Here is a 15,051-nt window from a genome sequence, read left to right as displayed (position 1 = left end):
AGCTCTAATTCAAATTAATTAAGCGAATTGACTTCGCAAATGTTTTGCTTCAAATCGTAATGATTGAAGACCCTACACATTTGATTCGTCGAAACTTTGTTCAGTTTTCAAAGGTCTACCTTAACTGTCATTTAAGTGACAGTTAACATTAATAATTATATCAGATGCTCACCATCAATGTCAATAGTTAATTTGAAGAAATTATCAAGTTAACACACTGTTCATCTCTAACAAGCAACTTTTATAATATATCATCTTCTGAGCATCTGGTCAAGAACTTTTTTGAATTTAATCTCAACCAGCAACAACTATTGTAGCTTGCTGCCGAGCCATTGTCAACATAATATGACAAATTAATCATATCATGTTCAAGCAGCAGAAATAGTAACAATTGAAATCTACCAAATTGGTATAGCTGATTTGGTAATCTCAAATACAAAAGACAACAGTTAAATACTATATATGTTCTCCCATGATTTTGCAAGCAAAAATTACAATTAATTACAAAAAGTTGACGTTTATAAGCTTTTTTGTAACAATAACAGGCAAATCAAACGAATATCACCTATATAAAGGGAGGTGACTTTAATTACTAAAATAGCAATTAGTAGTGATAATCATCTTGATATTAACAAAGTAGACACTGAAGCTGTTCTAAAGTTTCAGTCAAGTTGGCTTAACCAAAACAAAGTTGATTACTATTTATATGGCGGAGATCTTTTTAACGACTTCCAAAAAACGGAGCAGTATTTCAGTCATCTGCAATCGCTAGTAAGTAATACAAAGATTTACTATATTATCGGCAACCACGATATGCTAAATAATGTAAGCTTTAGCCAAGTAGAGAACCCCCACCACTCACTTTATATCCACAATCGGTTTGTTGACATCCCCAACAGTGACTGGCGAATCATTGGCAATAACGGTTGGTACGATTATTCTTTTTCTTGTTATCATAATGATCCAGCTCAAGTGAGACAGTGGAAAAATGTCTTCTGGCTTGACGGTTCTATCGAACAACCTCTTTCTGATCAGGAACGAATGAATCTTGTTCTTACTCAAGTAAAGCATCAACTCCTCTTGGCAAAGCAAGCGAATAAACAAGTTCTCTTTTTGACTCACTTTGCTCCGCGCCATGAGCTTTTATCAGCAAGGCCGAAAGAAGTCGATACTCCAAGAAAAGAACGTTTTTACCAAATGATTAATGCGATGATGGGGAGCGACCAACTCAGAAGCATTCTTGAAAATTCAGGAATAGTTAAAGAGGTTTTCTACGGTCACCTTCACGGTATTCATCCCCCACTAACGCGTGCTGGCGTAGCATATTATCACCAAGCAGTCGGCGTTAACAATCGACGAATTAATGAATGGCAAAAGAATAATTTCTTTGAACAGTGGGTTGCAACTGCTCGAGTTATCGATCTTGATACCTAAATACTTAAAAACGCTATTTTCAGGAGCGCACCTGAAAATAGCGTTTATTACTTTATCTCTGGGTATGGAAATCAAACATTAACAGTCTTTCCATATTCATTATTAATTGTATCGGCAACATCCTTAGCGGTCATGTCGTCTTGAACAATAGTTTCACCATCGCGAAGAGTGTACTTAACGTCGTCACTCAAATTACTGAAATCGACATCGTTACCCTTAGCGTCAACAAAATCGAACTTACTTGCTTGGAAGTTCTTAAGAGCATCTTCATCAATATTCATGATTAATGCTTCCTTTCAACTTCTATTGTAGTCTTCTTTTTAAAAAGTGAACGATCTTTTTTTAAAATTTTTGACTACATTTCCATCCCCATCTTCTTGTAGGATTCCATACCGCCAAGCCAAAGTTGGTCCATTGGAACATGACGCTCCTCGGCAAATGCCTTCATGATTGTCATGTGATCCATCAGCTTATACTTCTTATCTGGTTCAGCTGGATCAACCACTTGAAGTTGGGCCATCATTCCACCATCTTCGTGTTCAATGATGTGGCAGTGGTACATGAATACTCCTGAGACGTGGAACCAAACTTTGATAACAACGTGTTCTCCAGGATTAATTGCAACTGTGTCCTTTAGTCCAAGTTCATTTGGATACGGCGCGTGTCCATTCCGAGAAACAACCTTGAACGCTGTCCCGTGCATGTGGTAAGGATGGATCATCCCCGGTGCTGGGTTAGTGTTACAGATATCCCATAACTGGACCTTTCCCATCGGCATCTTGTAGTCAATCCGATCCATCTTGAACTTCTTGCCGTTCATGGCAACGGCTTCGTCCATCCCATCAAGGGTAACGTGGTGAACTGGAAGGTCTGGATCAACATCTGGATCAGGAGTTTCAAATAAAGTATCAGGAATCACAGTGTTATCCGGCTTGAATTCATGAATCCGGAACCGTAGTAGCGGAACATCATCGGAATAAAGTGTTACGACATCCCCCGGCTTATACTTCCCAAAATCAACAACGATTTCTTGCCGTTCTGCACAGGTAATCAGTAGTTTTGTCATCTTAACTGGGTGCGGCAACAGACTTAGGTCCCCCGCAATTTGGGTAAACTCAAGATCGTCGCTAAAGTGGAGACGGAATTCACGTCGGTTAGCACCATCCAAGAAGCGCAAACGAACTTTTTGAGTTGTCACATCAAAATACGGATTGATCGTTCCGTTGATCATTGGAGTCGGCCCCGCAACGCCATCGGGATCGTAATCTGCACGATAGTTCCACTGGTTATCTTCGTGGAAACGCCGGTCTTGTAAAATAACCGGAATATCATCAACTCCATAATTCCGTGGTAGTGGAAGATTACTCTCATGTTCATCTTGAACAATTGCACCCGCAGCTAAACCATGCCAAACCTGTTCAGCAGTTGATGGACATGGGTGAGCGTGGAGCCAAACAAATGCAGCCGGTTGATCAATCTTAAAGGTAACGTCACGACTTCCGCCTGGGTATACTGGCGCATGGCATCCCCCATCCTCGATTGGTCCTGGGATTGCTAAGCCGTGCCAGTGGAAAGTGGTGACTTCCGGCAAGTGGTTAACCAAGTGCAAGTGAATTGTCTTCCCCCGCTTAAATACCACCGTTTTCCCTAAAAGCGGCGCATTATAACCCCAGGTCTTAGTTTTTTTACCTGGCATTAGTTGCACTTCACCCGTTTGAGCAACGATCGTGTAATACATATCAGTTGCCGTTTCCTTATCCGGCTTCAAAATTTCCGGAATATTTAACGGCTTTTGTTCTGTCTGTGGTTCTTCTAGCGGTACATAGCCACCATCATGGTAGTCATATGCTGCTTCATCATAAAAATAATGATCGATCACTTTTGGTTCACTCATCGATAATCCCTCCAATGACTTTATTCATTCTCATTATAGTTCTCCTGACTCGGCTTGACCATTTTAATTTCAATACCAAAAAAAGCAATCCCAGGAACATCCCCAGGATTGCTTTTAAACCAATTAATCATCGTCTTCCATGTAGTGAAGATCATCAAACTTCTTGTCCGCTTGTTGTTTAGCTAGTTGTGGGTTTTGGTAATAAACACCCGATGTCCAGTATCCGGCACCTTCAGCAACCACTAAGACCTTAACCTGCTTACCATTGACGGTTTCGGTATGAATTGCGTACGATGAACCATCCCCAGCAGTTTGACACCAGCCACGAACATTGAGAAAGTGCAGTCCGTGAACATCCACAAAGCGAGCGCTTGACCAGTACCGAGTTGCGTTTTGGATACTGGTGCTAGGTGTATCTCCAGCAAGGAAGTTTGGATCCTGCTTGTAAAGGTGGTATTGTTGGCCATCTTCACCCAGAATTGCGTTTTTACTAAACGTAATCTTACTGTTAGCATTGTAGTCCGAACTGTACCAAGTTCCCTGCATTTCTGCTGGAACGGTAACCGCTCCTTGGCGACCATATTGGTGACTCGTAGCGGTTGAACCATTGTTTGAACTCGTTTGGCTACCGGATTGTTTGTCAATTACTTGAGCATTCTTTGCCAAATCTCCTACTAGCTTAGCTTGCCCTTGACGGTTAACGTATGAGGCCATGTCTTGCTTACTGATCGTTGCTAGCTTGTGGCTAAGCTTTCCTGGTTTAACGTTTTGGTAAACGTTGACATCATCGTTCTTATTAATGGTATAAACCAGACCAGTTGATTTACCACCAGCAGTGACATCGTAGGCAACCCCTTGACCATTGTCACTTAACTTATATTTACTAGTTGGGTATAGGTTAACTTGAAGGCCCTGCTTTTGGGCTTTCTTGGCCATGCTTGCCCAGTCATCGCCATACTTGTTTCCGGCATAAGTTGCAACTAAACTCACCGCTTGTTGTGGTGACAGATTATCAGTGCTAACCTTCTCGTTACTCTTTGCCACTAACAAACTGCTACTACTGGAAGAAGAGGAATCCTTAACCTGACTAGCCTGTTGACTACCACAACCAGCTAGCAGCAGTGCCAAACCCGCAACCATTAACTTACTAATACTTTGCTTTTTCATTGGTTACCCTCCAATTAAAATTTACCATTAGTATACAACACGTCATTCGGTAAGTCATAATTGGTTTGGCAGATAACTGTTTCCTAAATCACGAAGTACTGCTGGTACCGCATTGTTGAGCCAAGATAATAGTTAATCCCCCAGTTAGGCATTTTTGAGTGCGTCAAGTGTTCAATGAACGATAAATAAACCTCAGCTCGGCGGGAAAGCGGAACCCGTTGCCAGGCCCTGGCATCCTTAATGCCTCCCGCTTTAATCAGATCCGCAAAGCTACCACCACTTCGATACCCCTTTGGTGAACGATAAACCTTCTTTGCTCGCTGACGGAGAAGACTATCTTGAGGTTGTTGAACATCAAGGAAGTAGTGAGTCTTACGAAGATGCGGATAGACAAAATAGTTGCCATGGGGGATCCCGTAGTTAAAGGATTCAGTGTTGGCAATTGATTCTAATTCCGCAATCGAATAATTCTCTGGATTACTATCAACCCGGCCAATTTCGGTTAGCCGATATGCATTCCATTCACTAACAAATTCACCACGGTCAATATCAACGACAAACTCAACCATCCGCGCTGGATTCTCACGAGGTCGCCATGAATTACGGACTAGTTGAACCTTCATATTACGAGGGTACGTATACTTATCCCGAGTCCGGTTATGATAACCACTATCCGTTTCATAATCTAAGCGAATATTATGTTCACGGGCAAATCCAAGTAATCGTTGGTAATCTGTCCGTCCTGGGTACTGTCGGACGTAATTTAAGTAAAATAAATCAAGGTAACTGCGAAAAAGATGGAGCTTTCTCCCCAATTCATCAGCTTTTAGCCCCTGAGAAGTCGGGTAAGCATCAATTACAAGTTGACGAACTTTAACAAAGAACGGGGATAATGGTGAAATCTTTAGTGTTAGGTCTGCCGGCTGAATCTGGAGAAAACCATTTTGATCAATTTGAACATGAAACTCATCATTAACTAGTTTACTTAATCGTTGTTGGGGAGAGCCGGTTGAGTCTAAGATTGCAATTAATTGAGTTAACCTTTCATTCATCTGTTTCACTTCCCTTTTAGATTTAAACTATCACTAATGTAAGAAGATTTTGTTAACTAGATCTTAAAAAACTTCCAGGATTGAACTCTGGAAGTTTTTGCTTACCTCAATTTTATTTAGCGAAGCCCGTCATGATACTCCCACCGACAATAAGGAGGAGACCAATCGTGACATAGACCATCTCACGGTGCGATTTTTGTTCATGAAGAAAAATAATTCCACCAAAGGTCGACAAGATTGAACACATCTGGCTATAAATAAAGGCATTAGTAACCCCATTATGTTTAACCGAAAACAGATAAAACAACGTCCCAATGCTAAATTCGATTCCGGCAAGGATGTTATGATAGGTTGCTCGTTCACGATAAACATTAGCCGAATGCGTAACTAGTACATAGATGACTGTACCAACTAACACTCCAAGCATTTCCGGCAAGAGGTAATCTAGTCCACTAACCCCTGGATTAATTTCCTTTGTAATTAACTTAGGCGAACTTGAATAGATCCAAAAGCCAATCGTTGTTGCCAGCAGGAACAAGACATTATTAACGTTAGCGTGACCATCTGCATTATCGCTTTTCGAGCTGAGAACTATCCCCACAATAACTAGGACTAACGCAATAAAACCAATCACCTTAGCACTTTCTGTCGGCCATTCGCCAAAAATTAAGACCCCAATTAATGAATTACCAACTAATTGAAATCCTGCAGAAAGCGGGATCGTTCCACTTACACCAATCTGCTTAAATGAAATGAACTGTCCCATTTGACCAATAGTCCAAAAGGCCCCTGCAATAAATGCCGCTACCCAAGTTGTTAGCTCAAATTGAGGGAAAGTGAATAGGTAAATGGCCAATGCCGTTACAAAAGAACCAATTCCCATCCCCGCAATTTGACTCGTTGGTGATTTCCTAACAGTTAACGGAATTAATCCCCAAGCAACAATGTTAATAAATGCTATTAGTAATGCCATTAAACTTTCTCTCCTCTGTAATTTTTAAATGCACTTAACTACTTTAAGACAAAATAGTTTACAACGCGAGAGAAAAATATAACTATTCATGTTTTATTTTCAAAATTATTTTTCTGTAATTGATATTTTTATATTGGCTATTAATAGATATTAAGTATAATTAAGATCAGGAGGGATTTGAATGTCATTAATGCAAAATACTTCAGAAATTAAAAAGACTGAACAACAGGTTTACTTAATTACCTTAATTCGGAAAAGCCCTGATTTACCAACGTATATTGATAACATGATTTACGAATCAACCCAATCAGGACAAAAGTTCATGGCAAAATTAGTTGCTGCCTTTTCACGTGCCGGTTACCGCGACACCCAAGTTGACGATGACCACTACGAACTCACCAACGGCCTAGATAAGATTTCCTTATCCGGCAAATTGGAGGATGTGTTTAAAGATTAGAGTGCTTGCCAGCAGAGGACTTGCGGAAGGCTAGCGATTTCTCCTGACGAAGGCGACTAGCGCCTAGGAAGGAGGTCGCTAGCTCTAGCAAGTCCCTGGTAAGCCGATTTTGATTCGTTTTGCTAGAACGTCGGCTACTGCGGAAGATTAGGGCGAACAGATCTTGACTATGTCGCAGTTGAAGCCACTAGCTCTAGCGAGTTCCTGGCAAGCCAATCTTGCTACGCTATTGAGGAAACTTAAATAGATATTTAAAAACACTACAGGACCTAAGATTAAGCATTTCACTAATCTTAGATCCTTTTTATTACTGCGAAGATATAAAGAGATATAAAACTTGCACAAAGATATAAAGAGATATAAAATTAATCGCAAGATATAAAACGATATAAAGCAATATAAAAGGTGGCTTGTTAGTTATGAAAAATCCGTTTAATCCTAGCTTCGGTATCCAACCAACAGTATTGTTAAATCGAGAAAGCCTTATTACAAGACTAGTTAGTGATATCAAAGAGCTGGACACTCCTTATCGGACTACCCTCATTTATGGTACTCGCGGAATTGGTAAAACGGTTTTTATGAATGAGGTTGGAAAGCAGATCAATGATCAGCCAGACTGGTTAGCACTCCACCTAATCATTGGTGATAATATGGTTGGAAGACTAGTAGAACTTCTCTACCAAAAAGCAACTAGTCCTTTGCAAAAACTTCTTAACCAAATCTCAGGTGTCACATTTTCTATCGGTGGTATTTCCATCAATGACTCTCCGCGTCAACTATCAACTACCAATTATCAAATTCTTCTAGAAAAGATGCTCAAAATCCTAAAGGAACATCATCAACACGTATTAGTTATGATTGATGAAGCACAAGACATTCCTGGAATGGTTGAGTTGGCCTCTGTTTATCAAGTCCTAATCAGTGAGGATTTACCAATATCAATCATCATGACTGGCTTGCCCAAAAACGTGCAAGAACTACAAAATAATCATGTCTTAACTTTTTTGTTACGAAGCGGTCGAATCGATCTATCTCCATTGAACTTCTTTGATATTCGGGCAAAATATCAGCAAGAGCTGAGTAAACGGGATCCACAAATTTCTAAAGAGGTTATTCGTCGAGCAGCTCAACTAGCTGATGGCTATGCATATGCATTCCAGTTAATGGGCTACCTTCTTTGGCAGAGTCCAGATAAACACATAACAAACGAGACAATTGATGAAGTTTTACCACAATATCAAGCACAACTCAGTAGAAATGCATATAGTAAAATGCTTGAAGAATTATCACCAATCGACCAACAATTTATTATTATAATGGCTAATGCACCTGAATATCCCGTGTCGGCAAAATACTTAGGTAAAAAACTAGACCAAAATCCGGGATATATTGGGGTCTACCGGCGACGCCTAATCGATAGTCAAATCATTGTCCCAGCCGGATATGGAAGGGTTAAATTTGCACTACCACTCTTTAAGGACTTTCTTCTTGAAGACGGTCAATATATGGTTTAAATTTCAATAACAAAACGCAAGGACACCAGCTTAACTAGCATTCCTTGCGTTTTTCATTTATTCAACAACAACCTTGCTCTTGATTGGAACTGTATTTACTAGATTATCGCGAACCGGGCAAGTGTTTTCCATAAATTCAACGAACTTTTCGGCATCGGCCTTCGATTTATCCGTGTCGAAGTGGGCATCCATCGTTATTTCATCATAACCTGGACGATCACCACTAACCTCGCCGTTCAAAACAAGGTAGAATGACCGATAGGTAAAATGCTGCTTACGGTAGAAAGAACCCGCAACAATTGATTCACAGGCACCAAGAGAACATAGCATTGCCTCTTTAGGAGTCACCCCTTCTTCATAGCCATTGTCACGGCCAGTCAAGTCAAACTTAATTTGAAAGTCGCGAACCTGTGCTTGATAAACATTTTCTTCATCGGTACTAGTAACTGTCGCTTTATATGTTGTCATGTTTATCCTCCTACTTTGTCGTTACTTGGTTAACTGTAATTTTGACCCCATTACGGAGGTTATCCAGAATTGGTGATTGTTCCTCAACCTTTTGCATAAACTTAGCACAATCGTCAGCCGATGCAGTTTTCTTAATCCGGTAGGTAATGCGAATTTCTTGAAATCCATTACGGATCTCTGGGTCCCCCATAAAGCCACGTGGATCAAGGTCACCTTCCAACTCAACTGTTAGTTGATCATATTGAAAGCCTTCATCACCAGCAAGTTTCTTTGCGGTTGCCTGCAAAGAAGCACCTAGCGTACTCAGTTCAAGTTCAACCGGGTTCATCCCCGTGTTAGTTCCACCAGCATTCTTCGGTTCATCAATTGTGTAATGGACACCGCGCGAATGAGTATCTACTTGCAAGCCCTTTGCTGTCTTCCGTGCAGTTGCAGTATATGATTCCATTTGATTATCCTCCCTTAGTTTGTTAACTTCATCATAGATAAACTTTTTCCTTAAGAAAACGTTTTCAAAGTTTCTTGAGGGACTAAACAATTCTTGAGGGAGATAATGAAATGTATCAACGAAAAACACCAAAGGAATATTATTGTACAGTCGATTATGCACTTGATATTTTTGGTGGCAAATGGAAGCCACGGTTACTTTGCATCATCGCCAACAACGGTCCAATTCGTTACTGTGATTTAAAAGATAAAATGGAAAACATTTCTGATACTGCACTCGCTGATAGCCTTAAAGAGCTTCAGAATAATGGTATTATTAGCCGACACCAATATAATGAGATGCCAATCCGCGTAGAATATTTCTTAACTAATAAGGGAAAGACATTAATCCCTGTACTCCAGCAAATTTCAAATTGGGCTGTGCAAAATAGCTCCAGTAAAATTTACCGCGGGACACATTTTAATAGGATCCATAAAAAAGAATTTCAAAATAAGAGAGAGCAGTGATCTGTAAATTAATCACTGATCTCTTTTTAAATTTAATGGTACGTATTCAAAATTATTTTTATGAAATAAATATCATATAATCAACTAATCACCTACTTATGTCCACTAAATTAATTTGACATTACAAAACTGATGAATTAGTATAATTGTATAAGCTGTAAGCGTTTACAGTAAGATGTTGTTTGGAACTGGAGGGTATTAAAATGAAGATCAAAGCTGCTGTTGTTGAAAAAGAAAATGGTCCTTTTGTCATTAAAGATGATGTTGAGCTCCATGACTTAGGACCAACTGATCTCCAAGTTCACATGGTTGCCAGTGGGATTTGTCACTCCGACGAAGCAATTCGTGACGGAGATGCGGTTATTTCCTACCCAATTATTTTGGGACATGAAGGTGCTGGAATCGTGGAAAAGGTTGGAAGTAACGTTACCGACTTCAAGCCTGGTGACCACATCATTATGTCATATTGGTCTGACGGTAAATGTGACAAGTGTTTAAGCGGTAAGCCAAGTCAATGCCGAAACTTTGCTAAGGGTTCAATGTCTGGGGTTCGTCCGGACGGTGACTATGACTTTAAGGAAGGCTCTACCAATATTGCTAACATGTTCAACCAATCTTCATTCACAACCACAACCGTTGTTAGTGAACGAAATGCAATCAAGGTTGATAAAGATGTTGACTTACGGAAAGTCGGCCCACTGGGTTGTGGCTACGTTACTGGTTCCGGGACCGTCTTTAATAACCTTCAACCAAAGCCAGGCGAAACCATTGCCGTATTTGGCACCGGTGCCGTTGGTTTAGCAGCAATGATGGCTGGTCGAATTTCTGGATGCACAAAGGTAATTGCTGTTGATATTGTTCCTTCCCGTCTTGAACTAGCTAAAGAATTAGGAGCAACCGAAACCATCAATAGTAAAGAAGAAGATCCTGTTGAAAAGATTAAGAGTTTAACCAACGGCTATGGAGTTGATTACACCGTTGATACTACTGGTATTCCTGCCGTTACCCGTCAAGCAATTGACGTCCTAGCTCAAGGTGGCACCTGTGCTGGAGTTGCGGTTACGCCAAATAAGGTTGAAGTTGGCCAATGGACTGATCTAAGCGCTAATGACAAGAGCTTTGTCGGTGTCTTAATGGGTGACTCAGTTCCACAAATTGACATTCCACGTTTAATCGAATTCTACAAGCTAGGAATGTTTGACTTTGATAAGACCGAAAAGTTCTATGACTTTGAAGACATTAACCAAGCAAATGCTGACTCCATCTCCGGTAAAACAATCAAGCCAGTTTTGATTATTGATAAAGACTACAAGCCTGGTGACTAAAGTTAACAATTGAATCCTAAATTTACAAAAATCCGATTGCACTAATTAATGCAACCGGATTTTTTATTATTTTCCAAGCCAACTTAAGTTCTGCTTATTCCACTTCCGCCAGCAAAATTCAGCAACAAAACTGATTACCAGAAGGAAGATCACAGCAGTCCAGGTTAATGTTTCACCATTGATAATAGTTTGCGCAAACAACAGAGCAAATAACGAAAGGTTAAGGATGATTGCACAAATTAAGATCCACTTTTTGGCATGAGTTTGCTTACTTAAACGCAGGTGACCAGCATTAACCATCGCATAAACAAGTAAGAACGCTAAACTTGCCATTTGACCAACAGATGCTAACGGGAAGATGATTACAAAGGCACAGGTGATAATAAACGTAAAGAATAGTCCCCAAGTACCACCAATCCGGGTAGCTAAACCAAACTTCGGCGGAATTTCATCCACCTTTGCAATCCGGATTGCCAGGTTTTCATCCCCAAACATCGTCGAGTTAACCGCAGAGGCAGTCGCAACTAGAGCGGCAATCACAATCAAGATCATTCCAATCTTACCGAAAATTGCCTGACCGGCAACCGCTAAAACGTGTCCCTGATTCTTAACCGCGCCACTTACACCAATTGTTCCAATAACAACTGAACTGGCTAAAATATAGATAATCATAACGATTCCTAACGAGAAGTAGAGGGCCCGCGGTAACTGTTTTCGTGGATTTTTCATATTGCCAGCAGCATTCGTAACAACCCCAAATCCTTCATAAGTTACGTACAAGAGTCCAGCAGCCGAAAGAATACCAATGATTCCGCTACTACTCATTGTGGAACTGGTTGCTGGCAAATGTGCTTGGCTTAGTCCAAGAACAATAAAAGCAAGCAAAATAATTAATTCAAAGCTGATAATCGTCGTTTGTGCTCGGGCAACCTGCTTGGATCCCATGATATTAACGATCACAACCAGGACGATAATCCCAACACTAATTGACTTGCCGACCCAGCCGCCACTTTTTAGGCCACACAACTGACACATATACTCAGAAAATCCCGTTGCGTAAAGGGCCATTGCGATGATCCAGCCAAGGTATTGGAAAACGTTCAATCCCCCTGCCAAGAGACCATCACCAAAACCTTTCAGGAGAAACTTAGCAGCCCCACCACGGTCTGGGTATTCCATCCCCAATTTAGAATAGGAATATACCGAAAATGCGGCAACTATTCCACCGATCAAAAACGATAGCGGAAGCCAGACACCAGCACTCTTAGCTGCTAAGCCAAGAAGGGTATAAAGCCCGGCCCCCATCATTCCACCGACACCAATTGAGGTCGCACCAACAACGCCAATTGAGCCAGTTTTTTTATTTGCTTGCTTATCCATCGCAATTCACTCCTCACATATAATTATTCCTCATTTCAATTATATATCTTTTAGGGAGATCCCGTTGACATAGCGAATTATCTTGATTTAAAAAAACAACCAAGAAGAGTGTCTCATCTCCTCGGTTGCTCCTGTTTTCATAATTAAGCCTTAATTTCATGTGGTGACTTTTGACCATTCAAAATCGCTAATGTGTCTTCTAGTGAAAAGTCGACCATGTTTTTAACCGCCAAATTAGTAAAGAAGGCAATATGGGGCGTCAAAATAACGTTCTTCATCGCGTGGAGTTTGGCAATCAATGGAACATCCCCTAGCCCCTTTTGCCGGCGATCAGTCATAACAACCTGGTTTTCACCCTCAAAGGTATCCAGTGCGGCTGCAGCGATTTGTTTATCCTTTAATGCTGCAACCAAATCGGCAGTTTTAACAACCGGTCCCCGACTGGCATTAACTAATCCCGCGGTTGGTTTCATCAATTCAAAGTCCTTACTGGTCATCAAGCCTTTAGAGGTCGGGTTCAAATCGACGTGGAGTGAAATCACATCTGAGCGTTTCAGGAGGTCTTCCTTTGAAACATAGGTAACGGTATCCTTCATCTCTTCTCGGGGACGGAGATCGTAACCCAAGACAGTTGCTCCTAAGGCATGGAGTAATTTGGCAAGGGTTCCACCAATTCGGCCAACACCAATAATTCCAACCGTGGCTGTATGAATCTCCATCGCCTGTTCATTACTAAACCAACGGTAGTCATTCTCGGCGACCTGGGCATCAAAGAGGTATTCCTTCCTCAATAACCTAAAGATCTGCATCAATGCGTGTTCGGCAACGCTTCGTGGTGAGTAGGCTGGTACATTCGTTACCACTAGCCCGTTAGCATTTGCTTTTTTAATATCAACCATGTCAAACCCAGCAGTTCGGGTAGCAATTTGCTTGAGGCCATTAGCACGCAATTTGGCATAAATGTCATCCGGGAGTTTGCTCCGTTGTTGGATCACCAACCCATCAACGTCCTTCGTCTGGTCTACTGCGTCATCAATCAACTGTGGACTTGTAATTATTTCTACGTGGTGTTCCTTAGCAAAATCCTTAATTGCTGCTTGTTCGTCATCACGGACACTGGTCATTAAAATTTTGGTCATTACTAGTCCTCCTTAACAAATTTAGTAATTCGTTTAAGTGCTTCTTTGATATTTTCCATACTTGTAGCGTAACTGATTCTCAAGTATCCCTGACCACCGGCACCAAAGTAAGAACCAGGAATTACGGCAACTTTTCCTTCAGTTGCAAGAGCAGTAGCAAACTTTACGTCATCGTTTCCAAACTTTTCCGGTAGCTTAGCAAAAACATAAAACGCGCCGTTCGGGTTCGTAATCTTAAAGCCAAGATCCCGTAACGCTGGCACCAAAACATCCCGCCGTTGCTTATAAGCTGCCTTCATCTTTAACGTTGCTTGCTTCCCTTCTTCAGTAGAAAAGCCAACCGCCGCAGCTGCCATCATTGGATCTGCAGCTGCTGTAACCATCATTGCGTGAACCGCACTGACCGGCTTCATTAATTCTTGTGGTCCGGCAATAAAGCCAACCCGGTAGCCAGTCATTGCTTGTGACTTCGATGCACCATTGAGGACAAGGGTCTGTTCTGGGATAAACTTAGCGATTGAAGTGTGGTGCCCTTCATAAACTAATTCAGAGTATATTTCATCAGCAATCACCACGAGGTCAGTATCCTTAACTGCGCCAGCCAATGCCGCAATTTGTTCGCTGGTGTAAGTGACACCAGTTGGGTTAGAAGGATAATTCAAGACAATCGCCTTGGCCTTTGGATGAGCAGCGATTACCTGCTTTAGCCTTTCTGGAGTTAAGACAAACTGATCATCACTCGTATCAATCTCAACCGGAGTTCCACCTAGTAAGGTTGTTACAGCCATGTATAACGGAAATGTCGGTGTTGTTACCAAAATTTCGTCACCAGGATTAATCAATGCTGCTAAAGAGGCATAAATTCCTTCAGTTGCCCCGACCGTAACAGCAATTTCACTATTTGGATCATAATCTAACCCGTAACGATCCTGCATAAAGCCAGCAATTGCTTTCCGAAGTTTGACTGACCCGGTTCCTGGCGCATAGTGTGAATCATTCGCTTTGATACTGTCGATTGCCGCTTGCTTCATTACTTCTGGAACGTTAAAGTCCGGTTCCCCTAAAGTTAATTTAATAATTCCGGGAATCACACTTGCTCGGTAATCAAATTCCCGAATCCCCACCGGTTTCAAACGACCAAAATTGGCATTTAAATTTTTCAATAATCCTGATTTAACAGCTGGCATAATTCATTCCTAAATTTCAAGAATAAGTTAGCCACTGGACTCAAATAAATAATACTGACCAATTGATTATTGGTTGATGGAGCTGTGATATCTCTTGGTAGAAGGCC

Annotated in this window: 15 protein-coding genes; 5 read left to right on the top strand and 10 right to left on the bottom strand. The window is 41.1% G+C overall.

Features of this window, described 5'->3' with window-relative positions:
* The first annotated feature begins 579 nt into the window (after positions 1–579).
* Positions 580–1,434, top strand: coding sequence for a metallophosphoesterase (locus LKJ51_RS06705; RefSeq protein WP_434737690.1), 855 nt, complete (start codon positions 580–582; stop codon positions 1,432–1,434).
* A gap of 71 nt (positions 1,435–1,505) precedes the next feature.
* On the opposite strand, the gene LKJ51_RS06700 is transcribed toward LKJ51_RS06705, so the two are convergent.
* From LKJ51_RS06700 to LKJ51_RS06680, 5 genes are all read right to left on the bottom strand, one after another.
* Complete coding sequence (locus LKJ51_RS06700; protein ID WP_291979621.1) at positions 1,506–1,715, bottom strand: hypothetical protein; 210 nt, start codon at positions 1,713–1,715, stop codon at positions 1,506–1,508.
* Between the two features lie 74 nt (positions 1,716–1,789).
* Positions 1,790–3,328 (bottom strand): multicopper oxidase family protein, encoded by a 1,539-nt coding sequence (locus tag LKJ51_RS06695; protein ID WP_291979623.1) that lies wholly within the window; start codon positions 3,326–3,328, stop codon positions 1,790–1,792.
* Positions 3,329–3,451: 123 nt separating this feature from the next.
* Positions 3,452–4,495, bottom strand: coding sequence for a hypothetical protein (locus tag LKJ51_RS06690; RefSeq protein ID WP_291979624.1), 1,044 nt, complete (start codon positions 4,493–4,495; stop codon positions 3,452–3,454).
* Between the two features lie 83 nt (positions 4,496–4,578).
* On the bottom strand, positions 4,579–5,547 hold the full coding sequence (locus LKJ51_RS06685) for a DUF3114 domain-containing protein (protein WP_291979625.1): 969 nt from the start codon (positions 5,545–5,547) through the stop codon (positions 4,579–4,581).
* Positions 5,548–5,659: 112 nt separating this feature from the next.
* Positions 5,660–6,520 carry a GRP family sugar transporter gene (locus LKJ51_RS06680; protein WP_291979626.1) on the bottom strand — a complete coding sequence of 287 codons (861 nt, stop codon included), beginning with the start codon at positions 6,518–6,520 and terminating at the stop codon, positions 5,660–5,662.
* 181 nt (positions 6,521–6,701) lie between these two features.
* Here LKJ51_RS06680 and LKJ51_RS06675 point away from each other — a divergent pair, with 181 nt between their 5' ends.
* Positions 6,702–6,977 (top strand): hypothetical protein, encoded by a 276-nt coding sequence (locus LKJ51_RS06675; protein ID WP_291979627.1) that lies wholly within the window; start codon positions 6,702–6,704, stop codon positions 6,975–6,977.
* Between the two features lie 419 nt (positions 6,978–7,396).
* The gene (locus LKJ51_RS06670) at positions 7,397–8,491 is read left to right on the top strand and encodes an AAA family ATPase (RefSeq protein ID WP_291979628.1); all 1,095 of its coding nucleotides are present in this window, start codon (positions 7,397–7,399) and stop codon (positions 8,489–8,491) included.
* Between the two features lie 57 nt (positions 8,492–8,548).
* On the opposite strand, the gene LKJ51_RS06665 is transcribed toward LKJ51_RS06670, so the two are convergent.
* Both LKJ51_RS06665 and LKJ51_RS06660 read right to left on the bottom strand, forming a co-directional pair.
* A complete protein-coding gene (locus LKJ51_RS06665) occupies positions 8,549–8,959 on the bottom strand; it encodes an OsmC family protein (RefSeq protein ID WP_291979629.1) in 411 nt (136 codons plus the stop codon).
* Between the two features lie 10 nt (positions 8,960–8,969).
* The gene (locus LKJ51_RS06660; protein ID WP_291979630.1) at positions 8,970–9,407 is read right to left on the bottom strand and encodes an OsmC family protein; all 438 of its coding nucleotides are present in this window, start codon (positions 9,405–9,407) and stop codon (positions 8,970–8,972) included.
* 110 nt (positions 9,408–9,517) lie between these two features.
* Here LKJ51_RS06660 and LKJ51_RS06655 point away from each other — a divergent pair, with 110 nt between their 5' ends.
* Both LKJ51_RS06655 and LKJ51_RS06650 read left to right on the top strand, forming a co-directional pair.
* Positions 9,518–9,913, top strand: coding sequence for a winged helix-turn-helix transcriptional regulator (locus LKJ51_RS06655; protein WP_291979631.1), 396 nt, complete (start codon positions 9,518–9,520; stop codon positions 9,911–9,913).
* Between the two features lie 203 nt (positions 9,914–10,116).
* Positions 10,117–11,238 carry an NAD(P)-dependent alcohol dehydrogenase gene (locus tag LKJ51_RS06650; protein WP_291979632.1) on the top strand — a complete coding sequence of 374 codons (1,122 nt, stop codon included), beginning with the start codon at positions 10,117–10,119 and terminating at the stop codon, positions 11,236–11,238.
* Between the two features lie 66 nt (positions 11,239–11,304).
* Here the strand turns inward: LKJ51_RS06650 and LKJ51_RS06645 are convergent, their stop codons facing one another.
* The 3 genes from LKJ51_RS06645 to LKJ51_RS06635 form a co-directional block, all read right to left on the bottom strand.
* Positions 11,305–12,618 (bottom strand): APC family permease, encoded by a 1,314-nt coding sequence (locus tag LKJ51_RS06645; RefSeq protein ID WP_291979633.1) that lies wholly within the window; start codon positions 12,616–12,618, stop codon positions 11,305–11,307.
* A 143-nt stretch (positions 12,619–12,761) separates the two neighbouring features.
* Complete coding sequence (locus tag LKJ51_RS06640) at positions 12,762–13,757, bottom strand: NAD(P)-dependent oxidoreductase (RefSeq protein WP_291979634.1); 996 nt, start codon at positions 13,755–13,757, stop codon at positions 12,762–12,764.
* Between the two features lie 2 nt (positions 13,758–13,759).
* Positions 13,760–14,944 carry an aminotransferase class I/II-fold pyridoxal phosphate-dependent enzyme gene (locus LKJ51_RS06635; protein ID WP_291979635.1) on the bottom strand — a complete coding sequence of 395 codons (1,185 nt, stop codon included), beginning with the start codon at positions 14,942–14,944 and terminating at the stop codon, positions 13,760–13,762.
* Between the last annotated feature and the right edge of the window lie 107 nt (positions 14,945–15,051).

This window comes from Limosilactobacillus sp., from assembly GCF_022651205.1.
Taxonomy (GTDB): Bacteria; Bacillota; Bacilli; order Lactobacillales; family Lactobacillaceae; genus Limosilactobacillus.
This window is presented reverse-complemented; position numbering and strand designations above follow the sequence as displayed.

Excerpts from the sequence above, each read along its gene's own strand:
- LKJ51_RS06700 (WP_291979621.1), bottom strand. The coding sequence starts at position 1,715 with ATGAATATTGATGAAGATGCTCTTAAGAACTTCCAAGCAAGTAAGTTC.
- LKJ51_RS06695 (WP_291979623.1), bottom strand. The coding sequence starts at position 3,328 with ATGAGTGAACCAAAAGTGATCGATCATTATTTTTATGATGAAGCAGCA.
- LKJ51_RS06690 (WP_291979624.1), bottom strand. The coding sequence starts at position 4,495 with ATGAAAAAGCAAAGTATTAGTAAGTTAATGGTTGCGGGTTTGGCACTG.
- LKJ51_RS06685 (WP_291979625.1), bottom strand. The coding sequence starts at position 5,547 with ATGAATGAAAGGTTAACTCAATTAATTGCAATCTTAGACTCAACCGGC.
- LKJ51_RS06680 (WP_291979626.1), bottom strand. The coding sequence starts at position 6,520 with ATGGCATTACTAATAGCATTTATTAACATTGTTGCTTGGGGATTAATT.
- LKJ51_RS06675 (WP_291979627.1), top strand. The coding sequence starts at position 6,702 with ATGTCATTAATGCAAAATACTTCAGAAATTAAAAAGACTGAACAACAG.
- LKJ51_RS06670 (WP_291979628.1), top strand. The coding sequence starts at position 7,397 with ATGAAAAATCCGTTTAATCCTAGCTTCGGTATCCAACCAACAGTATTG.
- LKJ51_RS06665 (WP_291979629.1), bottom strand. The coding sequence starts at position 8,959 with ATGACAACATATAAAGCGACAGTTACTAGTACCGATGAAGAAAATGTT.
- LKJ51_RS06660 (WP_291979630.1), bottom strand. The coding sequence starts at position 9,407 with ATGGAATCATATACTGCAACTGCACGGAAGACAGCAAAGGGCTTGCAA.
- LKJ51_RS06655 (WP_291979631.1), top strand. The coding sequence starts at position 9,518 with ATGTATCAACGAAAAACACCAAAGGAATATTATTGTACAGTCGATTAT.
- LKJ51_RS06650 (WP_291979632.1), top strand. The coding sequence starts at position 10,117 with ATGAAGATCAAAGCTGCTGTTGTTGAAAAAGAAAATGGTCCTTTTGTC.
- LKJ51_RS06645 (WP_291979633.1), bottom strand. The coding sequence starts at position 12,618 with ATGGATAAGCAAGCAAATAAAAAAACTGGCTCAATTGGCGTTGTTGGT.
- LKJ51_RS06640 (WP_291979634.1), bottom strand. The coding sequence starts at position 13,757 with ATGACCAAAATTTTAATGACCAGTGTCCGTGATGACGAACAAGCAGCA.
- LKJ51_RS06635 (WP_291979635.1), bottom strand. The coding sequence starts at position 14,944 with ATGCCAGCTGTTAAATCAGGATTATTGAAAAATTTAAATGCCAATTTT.